Annotated in this window: 25 protein-coding genes; 11 read left to right on the top strand and 14 right to left on the bottom strand. The window is 67.6% G+C overall.

All coding sequences use genetic code 11. The features are described from left to right. Positions 1 to 65 precede the first annotated feature (65 nt). The 4 genes from tatA to lnt all read left to right on the top strand — a co-directional run bounded on the left by tatA (position 66) and on the right by lnt (position 5,232). A complete protein-coding gene (tatA, locus tag HOW07_RS00460) occupies positions 66 to 335 on the top strand; it encodes a Sec-independent protein translocase subunit TatA (RefSeq protein WP_121290605.1) in 270 nt (89 codons plus the stop codon). A 138-nt stretch (positions 336 to 473) separates the two neighbouring features. Next, the gene (tatC, locus tag HOW07_RS00455) at positions 474 to 1,235 is read left to right on the top strand and encodes a twin-arginine translocase subunit TatC (RefSeq protein ID WP_071260381.1); all 762 of its coding nucleotides are present in this window, start codon (positions 474 to 476) and stop codon (positions 1,233 to 1,235) included. Then, on the top strand, positions 1,232 to 3,652 hold the full coding sequence (locus HOW07_RS00450; RefSeq protein ID WP_121290603.1) for an RNA helicase: 2,421 nt from the start codon (positions 1,232 to 1,234) through the stop codon (positions 3,650 to 3,652). The genes tatC and HOW07_RS00450 overlap by 4 nt, the downstream gene beginning before the upstream one ends. After that, a complete protein-coding gene (lnt, locus tag HOW07_RS00445; protein ID WP_371743535.1) occupies positions 3,649 to 5,232 on the top strand; it encodes an apolipoprotein N-acyltransferase in 1,584 nt (527 codons plus the stop codon). Before HOW07_RS00450 ends, lnt begins: the two co-directional genes overlap by 4 nt. A 60-nt stretch (positions 5,233 to 5,292) precedes the next feature. Here lnt and HOW07_RS00440 read toward each other — a convergent pair whose 3' ends face one another. From HOW07_RS00440 to HOW07_RS00425, 4 genes are all read right to left on the bottom strand, one after another. Further along, complete coding sequence (locus tag HOW07_RS00440; protein ID WP_064296965.1) at positions 5,293 to 5,655, bottom strand: RNA polymerase-binding protein RbpA; 363 nt, start codon at positions 5,653 to 5,655, stop codon at positions 5,293 to 5,295. Between the two features lie 127 nt (positions 5,656 to 5,782). Then, on the bottom strand, positions 5,783 to 6,562 hold the full coding sequence (locus HOW07_RS00435; protein ID WP_121290601.1) for a glycerophosphodiester phosphodiesterase family protein: 780 nt from the start codon (positions 6,560 to 6,562) through the stop codon (positions 5,783 to 5,785). Between the two features lie 7 nt (positions 6,563 to 6,569). After that, positions 6,570 to 7,589 carry an SPFH domain-containing protein gene (locus HOW07_RS00430; protein ID WP_285039641.1) on the bottom strand — a complete coding sequence of 340 codons (1,020 nt, stop codon included), beginning with the start codon at positions 7,587 to 7,589 and terminating at the stop codon, positions 6,570 to 6,572. Positions 7,590 to 7,591: 2 nt separating this feature from the next. Next, entirely contained in the window at positions 7,592 to 8,083 is a 492-nt protein-coding gene (locus tag HOW07_RS00425) for an NfeD family protein (RefSeq protein ID WP_064296968.1), read from the bottom strand. Positions 8,084 to 8,277: 194 nt separating this feature from the next. On the opposite strand from HOW07_RS00425, the gene HOW07_RS00420 reads away from it, so the two are divergent. Further along, positions 8,278 to 9,042, top strand: coding sequence for an SDR family oxidoreductase (locus tag HOW07_RS00420; protein ID WP_079002548.1), 765 nt, complete (start codon positions 8,278 to 8,280; stop codon positions 9,040 to 9,042). A 70-nt stretch (positions 9,043 to 9,112) separates the two neighbouring features. On the opposite strand, the gene HOW07_RS00415 is transcribed toward HOW07_RS00420, so the two are convergent. Next, a complete protein-coding gene (locus HOW07_RS00415) occupies positions 9,113 to 9,706 on the bottom strand; it encodes an HdeD family acid-resistance protein (RefSeq protein WP_175115813.1) in 594 nt (197 codons plus the stop codon). A gap of 167 nt (positions 9,707 to 9,873) precedes the next feature. On the opposite strand from HOW07_RS00415, the gene HOW07_RS00410 reads away from it, so the two are divergent. Together HOW07_RS00410 and HOW07_RS19135 are read left to right on the top strand one after the other, a co-directional pair. Then, positions 9,874 to 12,246, top strand: a complete 2,373-nt coding sequence (locus HOW07_RS00410; RefSeq protein WP_217485067.1) for an excinuclease ABC subunit UvrA — start codon at positions 9,874 to 9,876, stop codon at positions 12,244 to 12,246. A gap of 524 nt (positions 12,247 to 12,770) precedes the next feature. Further along, entirely contained in the window at positions 12,771 to 13,349 is a 579-nt protein-coding gene (locus tag HOW07_RS19135) for a TetR/AcrR family transcriptional regulator (RefSeq protein ID WP_071260255.1), read from the top strand. A gap of 21 nt (positions 13,350 to 13,370) precedes the next feature. On the opposite strand, the gene HOW07_RS00400 is transcribed toward HOW07_RS19135, so the two are convergent. The 5 genes from HOW07_RS00400 to trpD form a co-directional block, all read right to left on the bottom strand. Then, positions 13,371 to 13,595 carry a hypothetical protein gene (locus tag HOW07_RS00400; RefSeq protein WP_124769389.1) on the bottom strand — a complete coding sequence of 75 codons (225 nt, stop codon included), beginning with the start codon at positions 13,593 to 13,595 and terminating at the stop codon, positions 13,371 to 13,373. Between the two features lie 84 nt (positions 13,596 to 13,679). Beyond that, positions 13,680 to 14,390 (bottom strand): dihydroxyacetone kinase phosphoryl donor subunit DhaM, encoded by a 711-nt coding sequence (dhaM, locus tag HOW07_RS00395; protein ID WP_175115811.1) that lies wholly within the window; start codon positions 14,388 to 14,390, stop codon positions 13,680 to 13,682. Beyond that, positions 14,387 to 15,031 carry a dihydroxyacetone kinase subunit DhaL gene (gene dhaL, locus HOW07_RS00390; RefSeq protein ID WP_175115810.1) on the bottom strand — a complete coding sequence of 215 codons (645 nt, stop codon included), beginning with the start codon at positions 15,029 to 15,031 and terminating at the stop codon, positions 14,387 to 14,389. The genes dhaM and dhaL overlap by 4 nt, the downstream gene beginning before the upstream one ends. A 4-nt stretch (positions 15,032 to 15,035) precedes the next feature. Further along, positions 15,036 to 16,037 carry a dihydroxyacetone kinase subunit DhaK gene (gene dhaK / locus HOW07_RS00385; RefSeq protein ID WP_079003935.1) on the bottom strand — a complete coding sequence of 334 codons (1,002 nt, stop codon included), beginning with the start codon at positions 16,035 to 16,037 and terminating at the stop codon, positions 15,036 to 15,038. A gap of 116 nt (positions 16,038 to 16,153) precedes the next feature. After that, positions 16,154 to 17,215, bottom strand: coding sequence for an anthranilate phosphoribosyltransferase (trpD, locus tag HOW07_RS00380; protein ID WP_121290588.1), 1,062 nt, complete (start codon positions 17,213 to 17,215; stop codon positions 16,154 to 16,156). Between the two features lie 144 nt (positions 17,216 to 17,359). Here trpD and HOW07_RS00375 point away from each other — a divergent pair, with 144 nt between their 5' ends. Genes HOW07_RS00375 through HOW07_RS00360 form a run of 4 tightly spaced genes read left to right on the top strand, consistent with a single transcriptional unit; the run spans position 17,360 to position 21,644 of the window. Next, entirely contained in the window at positions 17,360 to 18,028 is a 669-nt protein-coding gene (locus HOW07_RS00375) for a heme-copper oxidase subunit III (protein ID WP_079003936.1), read from the top strand. Positions 18,029 to 18,046: 18 nt separating this feature from the next. Beyond that, positions 18,047 to 18,892: a cytochrome c gene (locus HOW07_RS00370; protein ID WP_175115809.1), complete on the top strand. Its 846-nt coding sequence runs from the start codon at positions 18,047 to 18,049 to the stop codon at positions 18,890 to 18,892. A gap of 35 nt (positions 18,893 to 18,927) precedes the next feature. Next, positions 18,928 to 20,013 (top strand): ubiquinol-cytochrome c reductase iron-sulfur subunit, encoded by a 1,086-nt coding sequence (locus tag HOW07_RS00365; RefSeq protein WP_064296977.1) that lies wholly within the window; start codon positions 18,928 to 18,930, stop codon positions 20,011 to 20,013. Further along, positions 20,010 to 21,644: a ubiquinol-cytochrome c reductase cytochrome b subunit gene (locus HOW07_RS00360; protein ID WP_064296978.1), complete on the top strand. Its 1,635-nt coding sequence runs from the start codon at positions 20,010 to 20,012 to the stop codon at positions 21,642 to 21,644. Before HOW07_RS00365 ends, HOW07_RS00360 begins: the two co-directional genes overlap by 4 nt. Positions 21,645 to 22,288: 644 nt before the next feature. On the opposite strand, the gene HOW07_RS00355 is transcribed toward HOW07_RS00360, so the two are convergent. The 4 genes from HOW07_RS00355 to coxB are packed head-to-tail and all read right to left on the bottom strand — an operon-like array spanning position 22,289 to position 25,795. Beyond that, a complete protein-coding gene (locus HOW07_RS00355) occupies positions 22,289 to 22,741 on the bottom strand; it encodes a GNAT family N-acetyltransferase (protein ID WP_175115808.1) in 453 nt (150 codons plus the stop codon). Next, the gene (locus HOW07_RS00350) at positions 22,741 to 23,163 is read right to left on the bottom strand and encodes a cytochrome c oxidase subunit 4 (RefSeq protein ID WP_064296980.1); all 423 of its coding nucleotides are present in this window, start codon (positions 23,161 to 23,163) and stop codon (positions 22,741 to 22,743) included. Before HOW07_RS00350 ends, HOW07_RS00355 begins: the two co-directional genes overlap by 1 nt. Before the next feature lie 5 nt (positions 23,164 to 23,168). Then, on the bottom strand, positions 23,169 to 24,896 hold the full coding sequence (ctaD, locus tag HOW07_RS00345) for a cytochrome c oxidase subunit I (RefSeq protein WP_064296981.1): 1,728 nt from the start codon (positions 24,894 to 24,896) through the stop codon (positions 23,169 to 23,171). Beyond that, the gene (gene coxB / locus HOW07_RS00340; protein WP_071260266.1) at positions 24,893 to 25,795 is read right to left on the bottom strand and encodes a cytochrome c oxidase subunit II; all 903 of its coding nucleotides are present in this window, start codon (positions 25,793 to 25,795) and stop codon (positions 24,893 to 24,895) included. The genes ctaD and coxB overlap by 4 nt, the downstream gene beginning before the upstream one ends. Positions 25,796 to 25,936 lie beyond the last annotated feature (141 nt).

Raw genomic sequence — 25,936 nt, 5'->3', positions numbered from 1 at the left:
CGGTCGAACGGGAGATGCAGGGTAGAGTGAGTGGACCTCGACCTCGAAGATCAGGAACGAAGACTATGTTCGGCAATGCATTCACCGGGTGGCACCTCGTCATCATCCTCCTCATCGTCCTGCTGCTGTTCGGAGCACCGAAGCTCCCGGGTCTCGCCCGCAGCGTCGGTCAGTCGATGCGGATCTTCAAGAGCGAGGTCAAGAGCATGCGCGACGACGAGCCCGCCTCGCCCGACGCGACTGGCACGGTTCCGCCTGCGAGTGCGGCACCCGCCGATCAGAGCCCGGCCGCGACGGCCCCGCAGAAGCCGACCGACCCGCCGGTCAAGCCGTAACCCTGAGGACCACCCGAGCCCGATGACGCCAGCACCTGGCCCCCGACGAGTGCGCCTCGAACACGCCGCTCAGGAACGGACGATGTCGCCGTGGCCCTGACCGAGAAGCGTCCCAAGAAACAGAACCGCGAAGGGAGGATGTCGCTCGGCGAGCACCTCGTCGAGTTGCGGAAACGTCTGTTCTACTCCGCCATCGGCATCATCGTCGGCATGGTCGCGGGCTTCATCGCCTCCGAGTGGATCATCGAGGCGATGAGCGCCCCCATCCTCGTCATCGCCGACGATCGCGGGCAGGCGTTCCTGAACTTCACCAACGTCACGAGCGCGTTCGACCTGCGGATGAAGATCGCCCTCACCGCCGGCGTCGTCCTGTCCAGCCCGGTGTGGCTCTACCAGATCTGGGCGTTCCTCGTGCCCGGCCTGACCCGCAAGGAGCTGAAGTACGCGATCGGGTTCTTCGCGACCGCTGTGCCGTTGTTCCTCGCGGGCTGCTACGCGGGCTGGTTCGTGTTGCCCCACATCGTCGAGCTCATGCTCGGCTTCACCCCGACGGCGGCGGCCAACTTCCTCGACGCCACCACCTATTACGACTTCGTCCTGAAGCTGGTGCTCGCGGTCGGTGTCGCCTTCGTCCTTCCCGTGTTCCTCGTCCTGTTGAACTTCGTCGGTGTGCTCTCCGCAGCGGCGATCATCAAGGCGTGGCGGGTCGCGATCCTCGTCATCGTGCTCTTCACGGCCATCGCCACGCCCGCCGCCGACATCGTGTCGATGTTCGTCCTCGCGATCCCGATGGTCCTGTTGTACTTCGCGGCGTACGGCGTCGCCGTCCTCCACGACCGCAGTGCGGCCAAGCGGCAGCGACGCATCGACGCCGAACTCGGTAGCGCGGGGCTCGCATGAGCGACACCGCTTCGCCTGCCGAGCGGTATCGGGCAGCGGCGGTCCGGAACGCGACACCGAGGCTCCAGGAGTTCCGCGCGAGGCAGCGTTTCGACCTCGACGCGTTCCAACTCGAGGCGTGCGAGCGGATCGAGAACGGCAGCAGCGTCCTCGTCGCCGCACCGACGGGGGCCGGTAAGACCATCGTCGCCGAGTTCGCGATCGCCCTCGCCATGCACGGCGACCGCGGCAAGGTCTTCTACACCACGCCGATGAAGGCGCTCAGCAACCAGAAGTTCCAGGAACTCACCGCCGAGTACGGGTCCGAGCACGTCGGCCTGCTCACGGGCGACACGAACGTGAACGGCAACGCCCGAATCGTCGTGATGACGACCGAGGTCCTCCGCAACATGCTGTACGCGGACTCCGACGCGCTGACCGATCTCGCCTTCGTCATCATGGACGAGGTGCACTACCTGGCGGACCGGTTCCGCGGAGCGGTGTGGGAGGAGGTCATCATCCACCTCCCGCAGGCCGTCCGGATGGTGTCGCTGAGCGCGACCGTGTCGAACGCCGAGGAGTTCGGTGACTGGCTGCAGGCCGTCCGCGGTGACACCGCCGTGATCGTGTCCGAGGATCGCCCGGTGCCGCTCACCCAGCACGTGCTCATGCGGAACAAGCTCATCGACCTGTTCGCCGCGCCGAGCCTCGCCGACACCCACCAGGTCAACCCGGAGCTCGTCCGTATGGCGCAGTTCGGTGGCCGTGCACCGAACAGTCGTCAGTACAAGGACATCAGCCGCTACAACCAGCGCCGAGCCCCGCATCGGGCCGAGAAGCTCGACCGCGGGCATTTCGTCCAGATGCTCGACGACCACCTCCTGCTCCCGGCGATCTTCTTCGTCTTCAGCCGCGTCGGGTGCGACCAGGCGGTGAAGCAGGTCCTCCGTTCCGGCATCAGGCTGACCGAGGCGCACGAACGCGACGAGATCCGTCAGATCGTCGACGAGCACTGCCGGACCCTGCTCGACGAGGACCTCGCCGTCCTCGGCTACTGGGAGTGGCTCGACGGTCTGGAGCGGGGCGTCGCCGCCCACCACGCCGGTCTCCTGCCGGCGTTCAAGGAGGTCGTCGAGGAGCTCTTCCGGCGGAAGCTCGTGAAGGTCGTCTTCGCGACCGAGACCCTCGCGCTCGGCATCAACATGCCGGCCAGGACGGTCGTCCTCGAGAAGCTCGAGAAGTTCAACGGTGAGGCACGCGTCCCGATCACCCCGGGGGAGTACACCCAGATCACCGGGCGCGCCGGACGCCGTGGCATCGACGTCGAGGGCCACGCCGTGATCCAGTGGACCGAGGGGCTGCACCCGCAGTCCGTCGCCTCGCTGGCCTCCCGACGCACCTACCCGCTCAACTCCAGCTTCCGCCCGACCTACAACATGGCGGTCAACCTGATCGACCAGTTCGGCCGTCAACGCACCCGTCAGATCCTCGAGTCGTCCTTCGCACAGTTCCAGGCGGACCGGGCCGTCGTCGGGATCGCCCGGAAGGTGCGCGAGCAGGAGTCCTCGCTCGCCGGCTACGAGAAGTCCATGTCGTGCCACCTCGGGAACTTCGTCGAGTACGCGGGAATCCGGCGCGAACTCACGGACCTCGAACGCAAGGGCGAGCCGAACGGCTCGCGCGCGTCGAAGGACCGTCGCCAACGCAAGCTCGCCGAACTCCGCAAGCGCATGCGGGCTCACGCCTGCCACGTCTGCCCGCACCGCGAGGACCACGCTCGCTGGGCGGAACGATGGTTCAAGCTCAAGAAGCAGACCGACCAGCTGCGACAGCAGATCCAGACGCGGACGGGCGCGGTCGCGCGTGTGTTCGACCGGGTCGTCGACGTGCTGCTCGAGTACGAGTACCTGGCACGCGACGAGCACGGCGCGGTCGTCGTCGCGGCTCCCGGACGCACCTTGAAGCGCATCTACGGAGAACGGGACCTCCTCGTGGCGGAATGCCTGCGCACCGGCGCGTGGAACGACCTCGACGCCGCGTCCCTCGCCGCGATGGCCGCCGCGATCGTGTACGAACCACGGCGCGAGGAGCAGAACACCCCGGAACGCTTCCTGCCCCGCGGCCCGTTCCGGTCGGCACTCGAACGGACGCAGGACCTCTGGAGTCGGCTCGACGACAGCGAACGGGAGCACCGCCTCCCGGGGAGCAACCCGATCTCGACCGGCCTCTCGCTCGCCATGCACCAGTGGGCCAAGGGCGCGAACCTCGACACGGTGCTCATCGAGGCGGAACTCGCCGCCGGCGACTTCGTGCGGTGGTGCAAGCAGACCATCGACCTGCTCGATCAGCTCCGCGTCGTCGATGGACCGGTGGGTCGTCATTCGCGCGAGGCGCTCGACTCGATCCGACGCGGCATCGTCGCGTACAGCTCGCTGTGAGGTCCCCGCACGGTCGGAGCCGCCGGCTCCGACCGATCGACGCGCTGGTCGATCGTCGTCCACCGCTCCCGCTCTGGCTCGCGGCCGTCGTGGCCATCGCCGCCGGGCCTGTCCTCGACGCCGGCTTCCCGGACCGCGGGGTCTGGCCCCTGACGTTCGTCGGCATCGCCCTCGTCCTCCTCGCCCTCATGGGACGCAGCGTCGGCGGTGCGCTCCTCGTCGGCTTCCTGGCTGGGGAGTCGTTCTACCTGATCCACATCGAGTGGGCGACCGCCTACCTGGGTCCCGTCCCCTGGGCGGCACTGTCGACACTCGAGGCCATCTTCTTCGCGCTCGGAGCCGTGCTCATCACCCTGGCGTACCGCTGGGTACCGCGCGCCTTCCCCGGCATCGGGGGACGGGTCTGGTTGACCGCCGCGGTGGTCGCCGCCCTGTGGACCGCGCGCGAGACGCTCGTGAGCACCTGGCCCTACGGCGGATTCCCGTGGGCGAGGATGGCGCTCAGCCAATCCGAGAGTCCGTTCGCACCGCTCGTCGCCTGGGTCGGGTTCTCGGGGCTGTCGTTCCTCATGGTGCTGCTCGTGGCACTCGCCCTGCAGCTCGCCGCGACCGCGGAGCTTCCGACGGTCAGCCGCGTCGGGACCGGGGCCCTCGCGGTCATCGCGGTGCTCGTGGTGCCGGCATGGCCGACGGCGACGACCGGGAGCATGCGGGTGGCTGCCATCCAGGGCAACGGCCCCGCCGGCTACTTCGACGCCGCAGCACCCGGGACCGTCATGCAGACCCAGATCGACGAGACGCTGCAGGTGCTCGATGCGGACGTCGACGTCGTGGTCTGGCCCGAGGGCAGCGCAGACCTCGACCCGCAGCGGGTTCCCCAATCGGCTGCGGCCCTCGACGCGTTGAGCCGCCGCATGGACGCACCGTTCGTCGTCGGTGCGATCTCTCAGCGCGGCGATCGCTACTACAACTCGTCGCTCCTCTGGGACGCCGCGGACGGCGTCCGCGACGTCTACGACAAGAAGCACCCGGTCCCGTTCGGTGAATACGTCCCGGACCGGAAGTTCTGGGAGCCGTTCGCCCCCGACCTCATCGGCCTCATCCAGCGCGAGTACACCCCGGGCACGAAGGACAACGTCTTCGACATCGACGGGGTGCTCGCAGGGATCAGCATCTGCTTCGACATCGCCGACGACCAGCTCACCCGCGATGCGGTGGCGGGTGGCGCGCGGATCGTGTTCGCCCAGACCAACAACGCGGACTTCGGGCAGACGGACGAGAATCAACAGCAGCTGGCCATCGCTCGGCTCCGGGCGATCGAATCGGCTCGGTCCGTGGTGAACATCTCCACGGTGGGGACCAGCCAGATGATCGGGCCCGACGGCTCGACGATCGACAGCATCCCGGCCTTCCGCCCCGGGTCGATGGTCTCCGAGGTGCCGCTCGCGGACACGGTCACGCCGTCGATGGCCTTCGGTCACCAGCTCGAGATGTTCATCGGTGGCATGGGACTCGCCTCGCTGGTCCTCGCCGGGTTCGCGGCCAGGCCCAGGCGCGTCTCGAACCGTCCCCGTACATGACGATCGGCTGATCCGATATCGGATCAGCCGATCGAGGGGAGGCCTGTCAGGGGCTCGGTGTCACGCGCTCTTCTGCTGGCCGCGACGGGCCCGGAGATATGAGAGGCGCTCTTCGAGCAGTTCCTCGAGCTCATCGCGCGAGCGGCGCTCGAGCAGCATGTCCCAGTGGCTGCGGGGGGTCTTGACGTCACCGCGGTCGACGACGACGGGCTTCGAGTCGACGAGGAGGACGGCCTCCGCACCGCAGTGCCGGCACTCCCACAGTTCGGGGACTTCCGCATCGGCGGCGAAGGTCATGGTGGTCTCGCGCTCGCAACTCTGACACCGGTAGATGTGGTTGCTCCGCGCCGAGAATATGACGCCCTCTTCCGTTTGTAGACTCTGGGCGCCCAGGCGCATTCCGCGCAAACTGCGATCTGCCATTGTGTGGTCTCCTCTCGCTCGGCATCCACAGTTATAAACCCACAAGCTGGGTAAACTGTTCCGTTCACCCATCTAGCTATCAGCTCATGCCCAGCTGGAGCCACGACGGATGCGGAGAGCTGAGCCGTCAGCGTGAGCGGACCACGTCGAGCGCGAGATCACAGCGGTCGGTGACGAGGCCGTCGACGCCGAGATCCAGCAGGCGTCGCATGTCGGCGGGGTCGTTGACCGTCCACACGTGCACCTCGACGCCGAGGGCGTGCATCTGTGCAAGGAGGCGCTTCGTCACGACGGGCACGCCGCGGAACCGTTCGGGCACCTGGAGCGCCTGGACACCGGCGAGCGACCGACGGAGCGCTCCGCGGAGCCCGAGGGCGGCTGCGGGGAGGACGCGGAACAGGATCCGGGCCGACGCGGATGATGCCACGGAGTCGGCACCGGCCTCCAGCCCCACGGCCCGCACGATCGCGGAACGTCTGCCTTCGTCGAAGGAGGTGACGAGCACCCGATCGGCCGCACCGGCGCCGATGATCGCGGCAGCTGCCGGAGCAGCCGCTGCGGCGGCCTTGATGTCGAGGTTGAAGCGCGCCCCGGGGAACTCGGCCAGCGCCTCCGACAACGTCGGCATGCGGTCGCCGCCGAGGTCGATCCGCTGGAGTTCCGCGAGTTCGAGGTCGGCGATCGGTCTCGGATCGCCCGTGATGCGGCGCAGGGACGGGTCGTGGAAGAGGACGGCGTGTCCGTCGCGCGTGCAGTGCGCATCGGTCTCGACGTACTCGGCGCCGGCAGCCAGGGCACGACGGAAGGACGACAGCGTGTTCTCGGGAACCCCCGGCCCGGCCAGCCCTCGATGGGCGAGGACCCGAGGGCGGGCCGGACGGAAGTAGGGGAGGACCGCTGTCGTCACCGCGTGCTCAGCCCTCGGGCTGGACGGGGGTCGTCGGTGCCGGAGGCGTCTGGGGTGACGCGGCCGGAGCTGCGGCGAAGGAGGGCGCCTGCGCAGCTGCGGCCGCCGCCCGTGCCGTGGCCGCAGGGTCGCGGGTGTTGCCCGGTCCGAAGGCGGAGCCGATGCCCTTGAGCGCCTCGGTCAGTTCGCTCGGGATGACCCAGAGCTTGTTCGCCTGGCCTTCCGCGAGCTTCGGGAGCATCTGCAGGTACTGGTAGCCCAGGAGCTTCTCGTCGGGGTCGCCGTCGTGGATGGCCTTGAACACCGTCTGGATGGCGGACGCCTCACCCTGTGCACGGAGAACGGCCGCCTGGGCATCACCCTCGGCGCGGAGGATCTCCGCCTGCCGCGCGCCCTCCGCCGTCAGGATGGCCGACTGCTTGGTTCCCTCGGCGGTGAGGATGAGGGCTCGACGGTCGCGCTCTGCCCGCATCTGCTTCTCCATGGAGTCCTGGATGGAGAGCGGCGGGTCGATCGCCTTGAGCTCGACGCGTCCGACGCGGATGCCCCACTTGCCGGTCGCCTCGTCGAGCACGATGCGGAGCTTGCTGTTGATCTCGTCGCGGCTCGTCAGCGCCTCCTCGAGGTTCAGCCCACCGACGACGTTTCGAAGCGTCGTCGTGGTCAGCTGCTCGACGGCACCCAGGTAGTTCGCGATCTCGTACGTCGCGGCTCGGGCGTCGGTCACCTGGAAGTAGACGACCGTGTCGATCGAGACGACGAGGTTGTCCTCGGTGATCACCGGCTGCGGCGGGAAGGAGACGACCTGCTCTCGGAGATCGATGAGCGGCCGGAGCCGGTCGATGAACGGGATGAGCAGGTTCAACCCGGGCATGAGGGTCTTGTGGTACTTGCCGAGCCGCTCGACCACGCCGGCGCTCGCCTGCGGGATGATGCGGATGGATCGGAACAGCACCACCAGCACGAAGACGACGACGATGGCCGCGATCACCCAACCGATGATCGCTCCTGATGAGATGTCGTTCACGACTACTCCTTCTGCTCGCCCAGCGGTGCCGGGTGGGTCGGGACGGGGACGACGACGGCGGTGGCGCCGTCGACGACGGACAGGACGATGCGCGTGCCGGGCTCGAGCGACGACGCGGGGGAGTCGTGCGGGGTCCTGGCGGTCCAGACCTCGCCGTTGCCGAGCTTCACCTGGCCACCGTGCGGGGTGACCGTCGAGAGCACGAGCCCCGGCATGCCGAGGAGCGCATCGACGTTGCTCTTCGCCGGGTCAGCACCGCGTTGCAGCGCTCGGAGCAGCGGCGGCCTGACGGCCAACAGGAGCAGGAGAGCGGCGGCGGCTGCGATGAGCAGCTGGAGCCACCACGGAGCGCCGAGGAGGCCGGAGAGCAGCCCGACGGTGCCGCCGAGCGCGAGCATGAGGAAGGTGAACTCGAGCGACAGGATCTCGATGATGACGAACACGAGGATCAGGACCAACCAGGCGATCCAGGCGTACTCGGTGATGACGTCCATGGTGCGGATTCCTCCCGGATCGGCTCTCGCGTCTGCCGCCTCGCAGTCCGGGGGAGCGCGAGACGGTGCGCCGGTCGGGTTCAACGCTATCAGCTGGGCGGAGCGCCGAACCGGATCCGTCTCCCGGTTCTTGGTAAGGTCGTTGGCTGGAACCAGCCGCCGATGAGCGGCCCCAGATCTGAAGGAGCCCTCACGTGACGAACCCCCTGGCCGCCGGATCACTCTCCGGGAAGAACGTCCTCGTGACGGGCTCCTCCCGCGGCATCGGTGCCGACACCATCCGCTACTTCGCCGGTGCCGGCGCCAACGTCGTGATCAACTACCGGAACAAGGAGGCTCGCGCCGTCAAGCTCGCCGACGAGGTGCGAGCCCTCGGTGTGCAGGCCGTGGTGGTCGGAGCCGACCTCACCGACCCCGCGTCGGTCGCCGCGATGTTCGCGACGACGAAGGCCGAACTCGGCGACCTCGACGTCCTGGTGCTGAACGCCTCCGGTGGGATGGAGAGCGGCATGGCCGAGGACTACGCCATGCAACTCAACCGCGACGCGCAGGTGAGCGTCGTCGAACACGCCCTCCCGCTGCTCCGCCCCGGCTCGCGGATCGTGTTCGTCACGAGCCACCAGGCGCACTTCATCCGGACCACGCCGACGATGCCCGAGTACGTGCCGGTCGCGACCTCCAAGCGCGCGGGCGAGGACGCGCTCCGCGCCAAGCAGGACCAGTTCGACGCCGCCGGTGTCGAGTTCGTGGTCGTCTCGGGCGACATGATCGAGGGGACCATCACCGCGACGCTCCTCGAACGTGCCAACCCCGGTGCGATCAGCTCCCGCAAGGAGTCGGCCGGTCGCCTCTACAACGTGGGCGAGTTCGCGGCCGAGGTCGCCTCGGCCGCCGTGGACCCGATCCCCGAGGACCACACCCGCTACGTGGGGGACACGAGCGACTTCATCGCCGAGTAAGCGCCGATCCCGACGCGACGAACGCCCGGTCCCTCGAGGGGCCGGGCGTTCGTCGTCCTGCCAAGCGGGGTCAGCCGGCGAGACCGGCCCGCTTCACCTGCTTGCCGAAGGTGATCGCCTGGATGATCTCGACGACGCCGGCCGCGATGAGGAAGAACGCGGTGACGAGCAGGAGGGTCACGGCGGCGAGCAGCGGGTTCGCGAGGACGAACACGCCGGCGACGACGCTGATGACGCCGTAGAGGACGGTGATCCACCGCGACACGTCCGGTGCCGAGTCGAACAGCGAGGCCACGCCCTCGACGATCCAGGAGACACCGATCACGAAGACGAGTGCGCCGATGCCGAGCAGCGGATCGATGAAGATGTAGACACCGGCCGCCAGCAACAGCACTCCGAACACGATCGTGAGGACCCGCCAGAGTCCGCCGTGCTCCCGGGCGACGACGCCACGAGTGATGCGGGCGATCCCGGCGATCAGGAAGTAGACGGCGAAGATCCACGCGACGGCGACCAGCGAGGCCTTCGGCGCGACCAGCAGGAAGACACCCAAGAGGATCGTGAGGATCCCTCCGACGGCGAAGGCCCATCGGACACCGGAGATCTGGCTCGCGGTCAGCTTGGCGGAGTTCAGCGTGTAGGCGGTGGTGGATGGGTCGGACATGGTCGGCTCCTGACGGTGGACAGTGCGGCGCTCCCGAGCGGACCGGGTGCGTTCCACCAGTGTGACGCATCCACACAGCTGTTTCACAGCATGACCTTCCATGTCGAGCGGATCCAGTGTCGATCGAGGCGAGACGCCGGCCGATGACGACGGATACGCTGATCGCCATGACCGAGACGCCGATGCACACCAGGGCCGCCGACAGCCACGACGTCATCCGGGTCAGGGGTGCCCGCGAGCACAATCTGCGCGACGTCGACGTCGACCTCCCCAAGCGCCGCCTCACCGTGTTCACGGGCGTGTCCGGCTCGGGGAAGAGCTCCCTCGTCTTCGGGACGATCGCCGCCGAGTCACAGCGGATGATCAACGAGACCTACAGTGCCTTCGTCCAGGGCTTCATGCCGTCGCAGGCGCGGCCCGACGTCGACGTGCTCGAGGGACTCACCACGGCGATCATCGTGGACCAGGAGCGGATGGGCGCGAACTCGCGTTCGACGGTGGGCACGGCGACCGACGCGAACACGATGCTGCGCATCCTCTTCAGTCGGATCGGAGACCCGTCCATCGGCTCTCCACAGGCCTTCTCCTTCAACGTCGCCTCGATCAGCGGCGCCGGAGCGGTGACCATCGAACGTGGGGGACAGAGCACGAAGGAGCGGCGGAGCTTCTCGATCACCGGCGGCATGTGCCCGCGGTGCGAGGGGATGGGGACCGTGAACGACATCGACCGTTCCCAGCTCTACGACGCCACGAAGTCGCTCAACCAGGGCGCGCTCACGATCCCCGGCTACACACCCGACGGCTGGGGTGTGCGGATCTTCACCGGATCCGGATTCCTCGACGCGGACAAGCCCATCCAGGACTACACGGAGCGGGAACTCCACGACTTCCTCCACAAGGAGCCGGTGAAGGTCAAGGTCGGCGACATCAACATGACCTACGAGGGCCTGATCCCGAAGGTGCAGAAGTCGTTCCTCTCGAAGGACCGTGAGGCGATGCAGCCGCACATCCGCGCATTCGTCGACCGCGCCGTCACCTTCACCACGTGTCCGGCGTGTGAGGGGACCCGCCTGAGCGAGGGCGCACGGAGTTCGCGCATCGCCGGTCGGAACATCGCCGAACTGTGCACGATGCAGATCAGCGACCTCGCGGCGTGGACCCGGGCGCTCGACGAACCGTCGGTGCGCCCACTCCTGACGGTCCTCCAGGAGACGCTCGACTCCTTCGTCGCCATCGGGCTGGGGTACCTGTCACTCGACCGCACGACGGGCACCCTCTCTGGTGGGGAGGCGCAGCGCACGAAGATGATCCGCCACCTGGGGTCGTCGCTCACCGATGTGACCTACGTGTTCGACGAGCCGACGGTCGGACTGCACCCGCATGACATCCAGCGGATGAACGAACTGCTCCTGCGGCTCCGCGACAAGGGGAACACCGTCCTCGTCGTGGAACACAAGCCGGAGACGATCACGATCGCCGACCACGTCGTCGACCTCGGTCCCGGAGCCGGGACCGGCGGGGGACAGGTGACGTTCCAGGGGACGGTGGACGGCCTCCGAGCGAGCGACACGCTCACCGGACGCCACTTCGACGACCGCGCCACGCTCAAGCCGGCGCTGCGTCGACCGACCGGTGTCATCGAGATCCGTGGCGCCGACCGGCACAACCTGCAGGGCGTCGACGTCGACGTGCCGCTCGGCGTCCTCGTGGTCGTCACGGGTGTCGCCGGCTCGGGCAAGAGCTCGCTCATCCACGGCTCGGTCGCCGGGCGTCCCGGTGTCGTGACGGTCGATCAGAGCCCGATCCGCGGCTCGCGTCGCAGTAATCCGGCGACGTACACGGGTCTGCTCGAGCCCATCCGCAAGGCGTTCGCGAAGGCCAACGGGGTCAAGCCGGCGCTGTTCAGCTCGAACTCGGCGGGAGCCTGCCCGAACTGCAACGGCGCAGGTGTCGTCTTCACCGATCTCGGCGTCATGGCGAGCGTCTCGACCGTCTGCGAGGTGTGCGAGGGCCGCCGGTTCGATGCTTCCGTCCTGGAATATCAGTTGGGGGAGCGGGACATCAGCGAGGTGCTCGCGATGTCGGTGACGGAGGCCAAGGCCTTCTTCGCCGACGGGCCGGCACGGACACCTGCAGCGCAAGTCATCCTGGCGCGACTCGCCGACGTCGGGCTCGGTTACGTCAGCCTCGGACAGCCGTTGACGACACTGTCAGGAGGCGAACGACAGCGACTCAAACTGGCGACGCAGATGGCCGACTCGGGCGAGGTCTACATCCTGGACGAGCCGACGACCGGCCTGCACCTCGCTGACGTGGAGAACCTGCTCGGGCTCCTGGACCGGTTGGTGGACTCCGGCAAGTCGGTGATCGTCATCGAGCATCATCAGGCGGTCATGGCGCATGCGGACTGGATCGTCGACCTCGGACCCGGCGCAGGTCATGACGGCGGACGCCTGGTGTTCACCGGGACGCCCGCAGCACTCGTCGCCGATCGCTCGACGCTGACCGGCGAACATCTCGCTCGGTACATCGGCTCCTGACGCGGCTCGGTCGTCGTCGCGATCCTCAGCTCGGACATGCACGCCGACATGACCCGATCCGACCCCGCTCGCGGCGGGCTGGAAAGAGCTGATAATGCACATTATGTCAACTCAGCTTCATTCGGCATGCCAAGCCGCCCGTTCCGGAGGTCCTGCCCCACGGGAGTCGCCGCGTGGATCCGATCGTGCAGGTGTGACTCGGCGAAGATGCTGTCGACGTGCATATCCACCGCGGGGGCGATAGCTGGAAGCGCCGGACATCACGCGATCCGACAGCCCGACGAGGATGCACCCGTACACCTCGAGCTCACGCGGGCAGGGCGGGTCCGGCAGGTGGACGGTCCCGCCTGCTCCCCCACGATCGCCCGGCCGTCCACAGGACGGCGGAGTGCTCGATGAACCACCGGCGCTCCACACTCCGAGCTGCGCGCAACAATCGATCGGCCCAGAAATCGCCTCTGATCTGGTCCGAATTCATAGAGTGCGTGCGCTAGAGTAGGCGCTCTAGGAATATGGGAGCAGACATGCCGAGGATCGTCGACCCACAGCGGTTCACCGCGCGCCAGACCGCGATCCTCGCTGCGGCCTACCGCTGTTTCGCCGCCGAAGGGTATGAGACCACCTCGACGGCGGACATCTGCCGGGCGGCGGACATCTCCTCGGGGACCCTGTTCCACTACTTCCCCACCAAGCTCGACATCCTGGTCACCCTGTTGCGGGTGAGCGCCGCCTGGACCGAGGAGCAACTGCACCTCGCCGCACGGGCCGGGCCTGGGCGACCCGCCTTGGCCACCTACCTCGGCACACTCGACCGCCAGCGGGCTGCCGACCAGACGGCCGGTTTCGCTCGCGCGGTCCAGGGCATGGCGCACGTCCACGACGTGGCGGCCGTCCTCGACGTCGAGCGGGACATGGTCGACCGCTTCCTGCTCGACCACATCACCGAGGCGGTTCGCACCACCGCAGCCCGCTCCGACGCCACGCCGGAGCAACTCGTCCGATGGGTGCGCTGGCTCATCGACGGCAGTGCTCTCCACGAGACGTCGGCGTCGCGCGAGACCGGTGTCAGTGTCGCCGTCCGGTCGTTGCTCCTCCTCGGATGACGGCGCCGGTCGCCGGGGTCGTCAGGCCGACGGAGCAGGTCGATCGGGGTCCTGGTCCCAGAGCGGCATACCGAACTCGTTGACCGGGATGGCGGACTGCGCGGGGTCCGGAAGCCGCTCCCCCGTCGGGCAGGTCATGAAGTGATCGTGCCCGGAGGAACGGTCGAAGGTGTGCTCGGCGAGCGGATGGCCACAGACCGTGCACTGGCGGTCTTCGGTGTCCGACGTCTTCGTCTGCTCGTTCATGCGCGTCATGCTACGCCGACCGTCGGGGTCGACCACCCCGTTGCGCCCGGGACGCCGACCTGCTTCCGTCCCGAGCGCGACCCGTCAGACCTCTCCGAAGCCGGATTCGATGAGCGACTCCAGTGCCCCGATGGCATCCTCCGCATCCGGACCGTCCGCCTGCAGATCCACGACCGCCCCCTTGACGAGGCCCAGTGACATGATCCCGAGCAGGCTCTTGGCGTCCTTCCCGTTCACGACCACCCTGGCCGCGAACGTGCTCGCCAGCTTCACGAACTCGGCAGCGGGTCGAGCGTGGAGCCCGTCCTTGTTCCGCAGGGTCACGGAGGCCGCGGCGTGGGACGCCGTCGGATCGTCGGAGCCGCCCGCCCGAGTCGCCTCGTCGGCACCGTGCCGGGCAGGGCCACCGCCGGCTGCCGACCGCGCGGCGGCGACGACCTCGTCGAGCGACGCGCCGGTCTGCGCGGCCACGGCCGCGGCGACCCCACCCTCGACGAGCGGGGCGTCGACGATGCGCACCCGGCCTCGGACGTCGTCGTCGAGGAAGTCGAGTGCCGTCTCAGCGGTGAGGATCGCCGACCCCAGATCGCACAGCACCACCACCCCGGCCCCGGAGTCCACGGCCGCGATCCCGACGGAGACCAGCTCGAAGCTCGTGCCGATCCCTCCCTCATCGGTACCACCGGCTGCGGCGAGGGCCGCGTCGGGCGCCATCTGCCGGGCCAGGGCGATGAGCCCCTCCGCGATCAGCGCGCTGTGCGAGACGAACACGAGGCCGACGGCTCCCCCGCTCATGCAGCGCCCTCTTCAGCGGCCGCCGCCGCAGCTTGCAGGAGATAGGAGGTGGACTGCGCCCCAGGGTCGCGATGCCCGACGGCCCGTTCACCGAGGTAGCTGGCGCGACCCTTGCGGGCGACGAGCGGCTCGGTCGCGGCGGCGCCACCCCACGCGGCCTCCGCGGCTGCGGCCAGTACCCGTGCCGGCGACTCCCCCGCTGCCGCCGCCGCAGAGGCAGCGTCCACGGCGGGTGTCCACGCGTCGATCATGGTCTTGTCGCCGGCCTCGGCCTTGCCACGGAGCACGATCCCGTCGCGCGCCGCCGTCAGCAGGGCGACGACGGCATCGGCGTCGAGATCCTCCTGGCCGGCCACGGCGATCGACGCCTTGAGCAGCGCGGTGCCGTACAGCGGGCCGCTCGCTCCTCCGACGGTCGAGATGAGCGTCGTCGCGGCGAGCTTGAGGATGTCGGCGGGCGTCGCATCGTCAGGCTGCTCGTCGAGCTTCGGCAGGATCGCGGAGAACCCGCGGTCCAGGTTCTCGCCGTGGTCGCCGTCCCCGATGTCACGGTCGAGCGTGATCAGCTCCACGCGATGTTCCGCGACGACCGCCGCACTCCCCCGCATCCAGGCGATCGCCCAGGCTCCGTCCAACCCCATCCGTCTACCGTCCCCACCGGAGCGCCGCGGTCTGCACCGGGGCGTCCCACAATTCGATCAGTTCGTCGTCGAGTTTCAAGAGGGTGATCGACACACCCTGCATCTCGAGGCTGGTCGTGTAGTTCCCCACGAGCGACCGTGCCACCTCGATCCCGCGCTCCGCGAGCGCCTCTGCCACACGGCGGAAGACGATGAGCAGCTCGACCTGCGGCGTCCCGCCCATCCCGTTCACCAGGACGAGGGCACGCTCGTCGGGCGCGTACGGAAGGTCCTCGAGGATGGCGGCGAGCAGCCGGTCGACGATCCGGTCGGCGGGCTCCAGGGGGATGCGTTCACGGCCGGGCTCACCGTGGATACCGATCCCGATCTCGATCTCGTCGTCGGCCAGGGTGAAACTCGGCTCGCCCGCGTGCGGGACGACGCACGGGGTGAGCGCCACGCCCATCGTGCGGGTGCGCTCGTTGACCTTCGTCGCGAGGTCGGCGACCTCGTCGAGGCCTCCCCCGGCCTCGGCACGTGCGCCGGCGAGCTTCTCCACGAGGACGGTGCCGGCGACACCCCGACGCCCCGCCGTGTAGAGCGAATCCTTCACCGCGACGTCGTCGTCGACGATGACCGAGCGCACCTCGATGCCCTCGGCCAGCGCGAGATCGGCCGCGGTCTCGAAGTTGAGCACGTCGCCCGTGTAGTTCTTGACGATGTGCAGGACGCCGGCACCACCGTCGACGGCCTTCGTGGCGGCGAGGATGGGGTCCGGAGTCGGTGAGGTGAACACCGGGCCGGGTACGGCCGCGTCGAGCATCCCGAATCCGACGAACCCTCCGTGGAGGGGCTCGTGCCCGCTTCCGCCGCCGCTCACGATCCCCACCTTCCCGGCGACCGGCGCGTCCGCTCGAGCGATGAACACCGGGTCGAGCGACACGGTGACGAGGTCGGGGTGCGCGGCGCCGAATCCGGCCACCGCCTCGACGACGACGTCCTTGGGATCATTGATGAGCTTCTTCATTGAATCCTCCTGCAAGATCGGTTCGGGTCCGCCGACCGGGTACGCCGGCATCGGGTCTCAACCTACGCGCTGTGGCCCACCGCCGGTAGGGCCGGAGGACCCGCCCACGGCGCTGATCAGCGCGAGCCGAGCGAGCGGGTGGCGTCCACCCACGCGTCGAGTGTCGCGGTCGCCGCACCCGAGTCGATGACGGCCGCGGCGGACACGAGCGCTGCAGCGAACCGCTCGAGGATCGGCCGCTGGGCCTGCGACGGATCCTCCGACAATTCGAACGCCACGATCCCGGCCGCCGCGTTCAGCAGGACGATGTCGCGGACCGGACCCTCCTCGCCGGCGAGCGTGGCGCGCACGACACCGGCATTGTGCTGGGCGTCACCGCCGATGAGATCGTCGATCGACGCACGTCGGATGCCGAGTTCCCGGGGATCCAGGTCGTGCTCGGTGACGGCTCCACGGGTGATCTCCCAGAGGTGGCTGTGTCCCGTCGTCGTCAGTTCGTCGAGTCCGTCGTCGCCCCGGAAGACGAGGGCGGTCGCCCCACGCGTCTGGAACACGCCCACGAACAGCGGGATGCGGTCGGCGTGCGCGACGCCGACCGCCGACGCCTCCGGGCGGGCCGGGTTGACGAGCGGACCGAGGAAGTTGAAGACCGTCGGCACGCCGAGCTCCGCGCGGACCGCTCCAGCGTGGCCGAAACCGGGGTGGAACGCCGCCGCGTACGCGAAGGTGATGCCCGTCGACGCCAGCACCTCCGCCACCAGGTCCGTCGGCAGGGCGAGGTCGACGCCGAGCGCCGAGAGCACGTCACTCGATCCCGAGGCGGAGCTCGCCGCGCGATTGCCGTGCTTGATGACGGGGATGCCCGTCGCCGCCGCGACGATGGACGCGGTCGTCGAGATGTTGACGGTACCGAAGCGGTCGCCGCCGGTGCCGACGATGTCGAGGGCCCGAGAAGGGGCGACGAGCGGCTTCGCGTGGTCGAGGATCGCATCGCGGAACCCGACGATCTCGTCGACCGTCTCCCCCTTGCGGCGCAACGCGATCAGGAAGCCGGCCAGCTGGGCGTCCGTCACCTGGCCGGTCATGATCCGTTCCATCGCCCACGTCGACTCCGACACACTGAGATCGGTTCCGGCGAGCAGGTCGCCGATGAGCGTCGGCCAGGTCGTGAGAGGCATGTCGACGATCTTACAAGCGCGACTCGCCGACGCCTCGAGCGGCCCGTGGAGGCGGAGATCACATGAATCCCGCAGCAGAACCGAAGATTCCGGTCAGGAAATAAGGCTAGCCTTACTGATCCGAGCGTGCTCGCCGCCGCCGAAATGCGAAAAACCGCTCCGGCTTTCGGCCATAATGGAGGGGTGACGAGCACCTCAATCAACCTTGCGCCGAGCGCGCCCCGGATCAACCGACCGAACACGGTCGCGGTTGGAACGATCGTCTGGCTGGGCAGCGAGGTCATGTTCTTCGCCGGCCTCTTCGCGATCTACTTCACGCTGCGATCGATGGCTCCCGAACTGTGGGCGGCCGAGGCCGGTCGCCTGAACGTCCCGTACTCGACGATCAACACGATCATCCTCGTGTCCTCGTCGTTCACGTGCCAGTTCGGCGTCTTCGCAGCGGAGCGCATGCAGCCCCGCATGACCGGCTGGAGCCCGCGCAAGTGGGGCATGGTCGAGTGGTTCTTCCTCACCTACGCCCTGGGTGCCGTGTTCGTCGCCGGCCAGATCCTCGAGTACGCGACCCTCGTCAGCGAGGGCATCTCCCTCAGCTCGAACGCGTACGGCTCGGCGTTCTACCTCACGACCGGCTTCCACGGCCTGCACGTGACCGGCGGCCTCATCGCCTTCCTCCTCGTGATCGGCCGTGCCTACGCCGTCAAACGATTCGGCCACAAGGAGGCGACGAGTGCCATCGTCGTCTCGTACTACTGGCACTTCGTCGACGTCGTGTGGATCGGCCTCTACTTCGTCATCTACATCCTGCGCTGACCCGGAATGACTGCCTCCATGAAGACTGACCCCACCCAGACGACGACCACCAAGGCGTCCAAGAAGGCCGCCCGTGCCACGCGCAAGAGTGGCCGCCGCAGCCCGTTCGCCTCGGCGGCACTGCTCGCGATCGGCCTCCTCGTGACCGGAGGCGCCTACGCAGCCGTCAGCGTCAGCACGGCCAGCGCCGAGCCCGTCGCCGCCACCAAGTCGCAGGCCTCCGTCGACGAGGGCGAGAAGCTCTTCTCCGCGAACTGCGCCACCTGCCACGGCCTCGACATGCAGGGCACGACCGCCGGACCGAGCCTCCTCGGCGTCGGTGCCGCCGCCGTCGACTTCCAGGTCGGCACCGGCCGGATGCCGCTGCAGAACCAGGGCCCGCAGGCCCCGGAGAAGCCCGTGCAGTTCACCGAGGAGCAGATCTCCTCCCTCGCGGCCTACGTCGCCTCGGTCGCACCCGGCCCGGAGGTCCCCGAGGAGCAGTACCTCGACGGCGAGGGCGACGCCTCCAACGGCGCCCAGCTGTTCCGCATCAACTGCGCGATGTGCCACAACGTCGCAGCCGCCGGTGGCGCCCTGACCGAGGGCAAGTACGCTCCCTCGCTCGTCGGCGTCAGCGCCGCCCACATCTACGAGGCCATGATCACCGGCCCGCAGAACATGCCCGTCTTCAACGACATGAACCTCTCCCCCGAGGACAAGCGCGACATCATCACCGCGCTCAAGTTCATGGAGAAGAACCCGTCACCGGGCGGTAACGACCTCGGCTCGCTCGGCCCCGTCTCCGAGGGCCTGTTCCTCTGGATCTTCGGCCTCGGCTCGATCGTGGCCCTCACCGTCTGGATCACCGCGAAGTCGAACTGACCGACGCGGATCGACAACACGTAAGAAGGAGCACCATGGCTCACGACAACTCGAGCGGCTCGGGTCACCCAGCCGCCGACTCGTCTGCCGATCCGTCCGCCCACGGGCAGGAGCTGCAGGTCGCGACCGGTACCGGGGTCATCTCCCGCGATGCCGTCGTCGACCCCGGCCTGCCTCCCCACCGGAAGCGCGTCACGGACCTCGACCCCAAGAAGGACAAGCGGGCCGAGCGCGCCGTCTACACCCTCTTCTACCTGTCGATCGCCGGCAGCGTCTGGGCGGTCGCCGCCTACATGGCGTTCCCGATCGAGCCCGAGGACATCGCCTCGGTCCGTCTGAACAACCTGTTCATCGGTCTCGGCATGGCGTTGGCCCTGCTCGCGATCGGTATCGGTGCCGTGCACTGGGGCAAGGCCCTCATGCACGACGAGGAAGGCATCGACTACCGTCACAAGGTCGGCGGCAACCAGGTCAGCCGCGATCGCGCGGTGGAGATCATGCACCAGGCGAACGTCGAGTCCGGCATCGGTCGACGCGCGCTCATCCGCAACAGCCTCATCGGTTCCCTCATCGTCTTCCCGCTCCCGGGCATCGCGCTGTTCCGTGGCCTCGCGCCGTACGACGAAGACCCCGTCGAGCTCATGCAGCACACGATGTGGAAGGAAGGCACGCGCCTCGCCCGTGACCCTTCCGGAACGCCCATCAAGGCGTCCGACGTGACGCTCGGCAGCGCGTTCCACGTGATCCCCGAGAACCTCCACGAGGCCGACCACGTCCTCAACGAGAAGGCGAAGGCGATCGTGCTGCTCATGCGGCTGAAGCCCGAAGACCTCGTCGAGGAGGAGTCCAAGAAGGATTGGTCCTACGACGGCATCGTCGCCTACTCCAAGGTGTGCACGCACGTCGGTTGCCCTGTCGCGCTCTACGAGCAGCAGACGCACCACCTCCTCTGCCCTTGCCACCAGTCGCAGTTCGACGTCACGAACCACTGCGCGGTCATCTTCGGACCGGCCGCCCGGCCGCTTCCGCAGCTGCCGATCACCGTCGACGACGAGGGTTACCTCGTCGCGCGGAGCGACTTCCACGAACCTGTCGGCCCGAGCTTCTGGGAGCGTCATTGAGCACCTCGACCGCAACACGCGCCCCTGAGCAGGCCAAGGCCGCTCCGGCGAAGAGCTCCGGTGGATTCACCGGCGCTGCAGCGAACTACCTCGAAGAGCGGACGTCCATCTCGGTCGCCGTCAAGGAGTTCGGCCGCAAGATCTTCCCCGACCACTGGTCGTTCCTCCTCGGCGAGGTCGCGCTCTACAGCTTCGTCATCATCCTGCTGTCGGGCTCCTTCCTCACCTTCTTCTTCCAGGCATCGATGGCGGAGGTCCACTACGACGGGTCCTTCGTCCCGCTGAAGAACATCGAGATGTCCGTCGCCATGGCGTCGACGCTCGACATCTCCTTCGACATCCGCGGCGGCCTCCTGATGCGTCAGGTGCACCACTGGGCTGCCCTGCTGTTCGTGGCGTCCATCGGCCTGCACATGCTGCGCATCTTCTTCACCGGTGCGTTCCGCAAGCCGCGTGAGCTGAACTGGGTGATCGGTTTCGTCCTGTTCATCCTCGCCATGGCCGAGGGCTTCACCGGATACTCGCTGCCCGACGACCTGCTCTCCGGTAACGGTCTGCGGATCATCGACGGCATGGTGAAGGGTCTGCCCATCATCGGTACGTGGACGACCTTCCTGCTGTTCGGTGGAGAGTTCCCGGGCACCGACATCGTCGGCCGCCTCTATACGCTCCACATCCTGCTCCTGCCGGCGCTGGTGCTGCTCTTCATCGCCCTGCACCTGGTGTTCGTCGTCGTGCACAAGCACACGCAGTTCCCGGGCGCCGGTCGCACCGAGCAGAACGTGGTCGGATTCCCCGTCCTCCCCGTCTACGCGGCGAAGGCCGGTGGCTTCTTCTTCATCGTCTTCGGTGTCGTGATGCTCATCGCCTCGCTGTTCACGATCAACCCGATCTGGAACTACGGGCCATACGACCCCTCCCCGGTCTCGGCAGGTACGCAGCCTGACTGGTACATCGGGTTCGCCGACGGCGCGCTCCGGCTGGTTCCGCCACACCTCGAGTTCGTCCTCTGGGATCACACGTTCTCGTTCAACATCATCCTTCCCGTCCTCGTCCTGGGTCTGTTCATCGTCACGGTGTTCATCTATCCGTTCGTCGAGGCGTGGATCACGGGTGACAAGCGCGAGCACCACATCCTCGACCGTCCGCGCAACGCGCCGACCCGCACCGCGATCGGTGCTGCCGGTGTCACCTTCTACGCCGCCCTCTGGGCTGCTGCGAGCTCGGACATCATCGCCACCCACTTCAAGGTGACGATGGAGGGCGTGATCCACACGCTGCAGGCGATCCTCATCCTCGGACCGTTCATCGCCTACTTCATCGCGAAGCGCACCTGCCTGGCGCTGCAGAAGAAGGATCGCGAGATCCTCCTTCACGGCTACGAGACCGGGCGCATCGTCCGCCTCCCCGGTGGCGAGTTCATCGAGGTCCACGAGCCCGTCGACGAGTACGAGCGCTGGCGCCTCGCGAGCTACGACGACCACAAGCCGTTGATGATCCGTCCGAACGCCAAGGGCAAGATCACCGGTGTCCAGAAGGCTCGCGCCGCGATGTCCCGCTGGTTCTTCGAGGATCGGATCGCTCCCGTCACGAACACGGAGATCGAACGTTCCCACGGCGACCACCACTAGGCGGATCCCACTGGAAAGCCCCGCAGTCCTCACGGACTGCGGGGCTTTCGTCGTTCTGCGGCGGGGATTCGTGGAACTGTGCTGCGACACGACGCGGCGACAATGGAGGTCCATGCGGTCCCGCTCCCCCGCTCTCCGGGCGCGGAAGGCCGCTGCGGGCGGTATGAGCCCGTCGACAAGCTCGGAGACCTGTGATCGCTCACCGCGGTCCACCGCCCTTCCTGCGCGACCGCAGACGATGTGAGCCTGTCGAGACCGGCTCCGGGTCCGACGTTCCCGTCACAGGGTGATCGGGACCGTACAGAGGAGACACCGGACGACGCCTGCCCGTCGACGGGCTCAGGGACCGGGGAACGGCCTACGCCAGGTCTGTTCGCACGCACGCTGAGTCCGCTGAGGGCGGCGTGTGCCCCTCGACAGCATCGGGGCGACGGGCGCTCCCCCGGTCTACGAGGCGTGAGGAGGCGTCACCTGACGACGGCTGCCACCGTGAAGTCTCGACGGAACCGAAGGGTGACGCTCATGACCTTCAGGGGCGGACCCCGCACCTTGCCAGCTGCTTGTTCTCCACGTCTCGGCGCGCACCAGAACACGAAAGAGCCCCCGAGCGGTGGCTCGGGGGCTCTTCGATGACAGCTTGGGGGTCAGCCCAGCGGGAGGATCTTCTTGTAGAACTCCGCCGTCACGTTGTAGCCGAGACGACGGTAGAAGTCGCCGGCTCGAGAGGTGGACATCGTCAGCTGGCGCGCACCGCGCTCGACGGCATAGTGCTCGTTCGCCTCGACGAGGGCCGATCCGATGCCGGCGCCGCGGGCGGTCTCGTCGACGACGAGCTCCTGCAGGTGGGCGGTCAGGCCGGCCGCGTGCAGCAGCCGCGACACCGTCATCAGGGTGTATCCGACAACGCGGTTCGCCTCGTCGACCGCGACGTACAGCACGTTGGTCTCGTCTTCACGAGGGCGCATGACGTTGTTGTACGCGGCCATGAAGTCGTCCGCCGCAGGCGGGATGGACCCGGTGATCAGCTGGCCGGCCAGCGCGAAGACGACTGAACGGTCGTCGGGCTGACCGCGACGGATGCTGAACGAGGCGACCATCAGCGTGCGAAGTATCCGCGGTAGTACTCGTAGTTCCAACCGACGACCGCGATGACGACCAGCGGGATGCCGATGATCGCGATCCAGAACCCGACCGCCAGACCGAGTACGAGCAGACCACACGCACCGGCGAGGATGATGGGCCACCAGCTCCACGGGCTGAAGTGCCCGATCTCCGGGTCGCCGTCGTCGATGTTCGCCGTCAGCGTGTCCTCGGGGAGCTCGGCGCCCTGGCTCTTGTGCACCCGGCTGAGATAGAAGCCGAGGAAGGCGCTCAGGATCGCGGCGAGAGCCAGGGTGACCGTGCCGACCCATTCGACCCTGCCGTGCAGCGGGTCGACGAGCGACCACACCGTGTAGACCGCGCAGAGGAGGGCGCAGAACACCGTCAGGATCGTGAAGAGGATGATATTGGCGCGCATGGCGGCTACTTCACCTTTCCGGCGTCGATGTCGAGCGTGGGTGCGTCAGGTGCGTCCTTCGCGGGACCGACGCCGACCGGGATACCGACCTCGGGGTGGTGGAGGTCGAAGGCCGGGCGCTCCGAGCGGATGCGCGGGATGGAGACGAAGTTGTGACGCGGCGGGGGCGAGCTGGTCGCCCACTCGAGCGATCCACCGTACCCCCACGGGTCGTCCTCGGTGACTCGAGGAGCCTTCCGGATCGTGATGTACACGTTCAGGAAGAAGGGCAGCAGCGAGATGGCGAGGATGAACGAGCCCACGGTCGACAGCTGGTTCATCCAGGTGAAGCCGTCCTCAGGCGAGTAGGTCGCGTAGCGGCGCGGGAACCCGATGACGCCCAGCCAGTGCTGGATGAGGAACGTCGTGTGGAAGCCGATGAAGAGCAGCCAGAAGTGCCAGTAGCCGAGCTTCTCGTTGAGCATCTTGCCCGTCCACTTCGGCCACCAGAAGTAGAAGCCGGCGAACATGGCGAACACGACCGTGCCGAAGACGACGTAGTGGAAGTGCGCCACGACGAAGTAGGAGTCGGAGACGTGGAAGTCGAGCGGCGGCGAAGCGAGGATGACACCGGTGAGTCCACCGAAGACGAAGGTGATCAGGAAGCCGATCGACCAGAGCATCGGGGTCTCGAAGGTCACCGAACCGCGCCACATCGTGCCCAGCCAGTTGAAGATCTTCACGCCGGTCGGAACCGCGATGAGCATCGTCATGAGGGCGAAGAACGGCAGGAGCACCGATCCGGTGACGTACATGTGGTGTGCCCACACCGTCACGGAGAGGGCCGCGATCGCGATGGTCGCGTAGATCAGGGTCTTGTAGCCGAAGATCGGCTTGCGGCTGAACACCGGGAAGATCTCGGAGACGATGCCGAAGAACGGCAGCGCGATGATGTAGACCTCGGGGTGCCCGAAGAACCAGAACAGGTGCTGCCACAGGATGACGCCGCCGTTGGCCGCGTCGTAGATGTGGGCGTCGAACACGCGGTCCGCGGCAAGGCCGAAGAGGGCCGCTGCGAGCACCGGGAACGCCATCAGGACGAGGATGGACGTCACGAGGACGTTCCACGTGAAGATCGGCATGCGGAACATCGTCATGCCGGGGGCGCGCATCGTGATGATCGTGGTGATGAAGTTGACGCCACCGAGGATGGTGCCGAAGCCGCTGAGCGCCAGTCCGAGGACCCAGAGATTGCCTCCGAGCCCTGGCGAGAACGTCGTACTCGACAGTGGCGCATAGGCGAACCAGCCGAAGGCGGCTGCACCCTGCGGGGTGAGGAAGCCACCGACGGCGATGAGGCTACCGAAGGCGTAGAGCCAGAACGCGAAGGCGTTCAGTCGCGGGAAGGCGACGTCCGGTGCGCCGATCTGCAGCGGCATGAGCGCGTTCGCGAACCCGGCGAAGAGCGGCGTCGCGAACATGAGGAGCATGATCGTGCCGTGCATCGTGAAGAGCTGGTTGTACTGCTCCTTGGTCTCCACGATCGTGCCACCGGGCTCGAAGAGCTGGGCGCGGATGATGAGCGCCATCACGCCGCCGAGGCAGAAGAAGATGAACGAGGCGATCAGGTACATGTACCCGATGGTCTTGTGGTCGGTGGAGGTGATCCACTTGACCAGGATGTTGCCCTTGCGCTCGACCGAGGTGCGTCCGACGACGCTCGCCTGGCCTGCGGGAAGCGTGGTGGAGGTCATTCCCCGTCTCCGTGCTCTTCGAGACCTGCCGGCGCCTTGGTGCCGGGGAGGTTGCTGTTGCGGTCGTATGCCGTGCCGTAGTCGCCGATGTTGCCCGACTCGGCCAGGTCTTCGAGGTGCTTGTCGTACTCGGCCTGCGAGACGACCTTCACGTTGAAGAGCATGAGCGAGTGGTACTCGCCACAGAGCTCGGCGCACTTGCCGGCGTAGGTGCCCTCGCGCTCAGGGGTGAAGGACATGTAGTTCGTCTTGCCCGGGATCATGTCCTTCTTGTAGAGGAAGTCGATGACCCAGAAGGAGTGGATGACGTCGCGCGACTGCAGCGCGATCTTCACCGTCTTGCCGACGGGCAGGTAGAGCGTCGGGAGTGCGTCCTGGTCGATGACGCCACCGGGCTTCTCATCGGCCTGCACGCCTGCGGTCCAGACGTCCTGGCCATTGACGGCCTCGTCGTACACGAAGTCCCACGCCCACTGCTTGGCGAAGACCTCGATGGCCACGTCGGGATCCTCGTACTGGGTCTCGATCGCGTTCTGGTCGCGTGCCGTGAAGGCGAAGAAGCCGAGCACCAGGATGAGCGGGACGATCGTGTAGAAGATCTCGATCGGCATGTTGTACCGCAGCTGGACCGGGAGACCGGTCTGCCCCTTGCGGCGTCGGTACACGATGACGGCCCAGATGATGAGCCCCCACGTGATGACGCCGACTGCGAGCAGCACCAGCCATGCCGTCACCCACAGGCCCGCGATGCGGTCCGTGTGGTTCGTGACGGGAGATTCGCCCTCGACGAATCCCGGCAGGTAACCATGCAGTTCCGCCTGCGTACAACCCGCCAGGACTATGGCGAGTGTGGCTGCGACCGGAATGGCAGCCCATCTGAGACGACGAGTCGAGCGCACCTCTGAAACCTTTCGAATACACACCTGTGGATCGCCCCCCAGTCTAGTGGGGATGGGCGGTGAACGCCGGACCATTCGGGTCCGGCGTGCGGGATCGTGACCGGAATGACGAAGGGGAAACCACCCGGGACCGGGCAATTT

It is taken from the genome of Plantibacter sp. MCCC 1A11337 (genome assembly GCF_013349365.1).
GTDB lineage: Bacteria > Actinomycetota > Actinomycetes > Actinomycetales > Microbacteriaceae > Plantibacter > Plantibacter flavus_A.
Note: the sequence above shows the minus strand (reverse complement) of the source record. Positions and strands in the feature narration are given on the sequence as shown.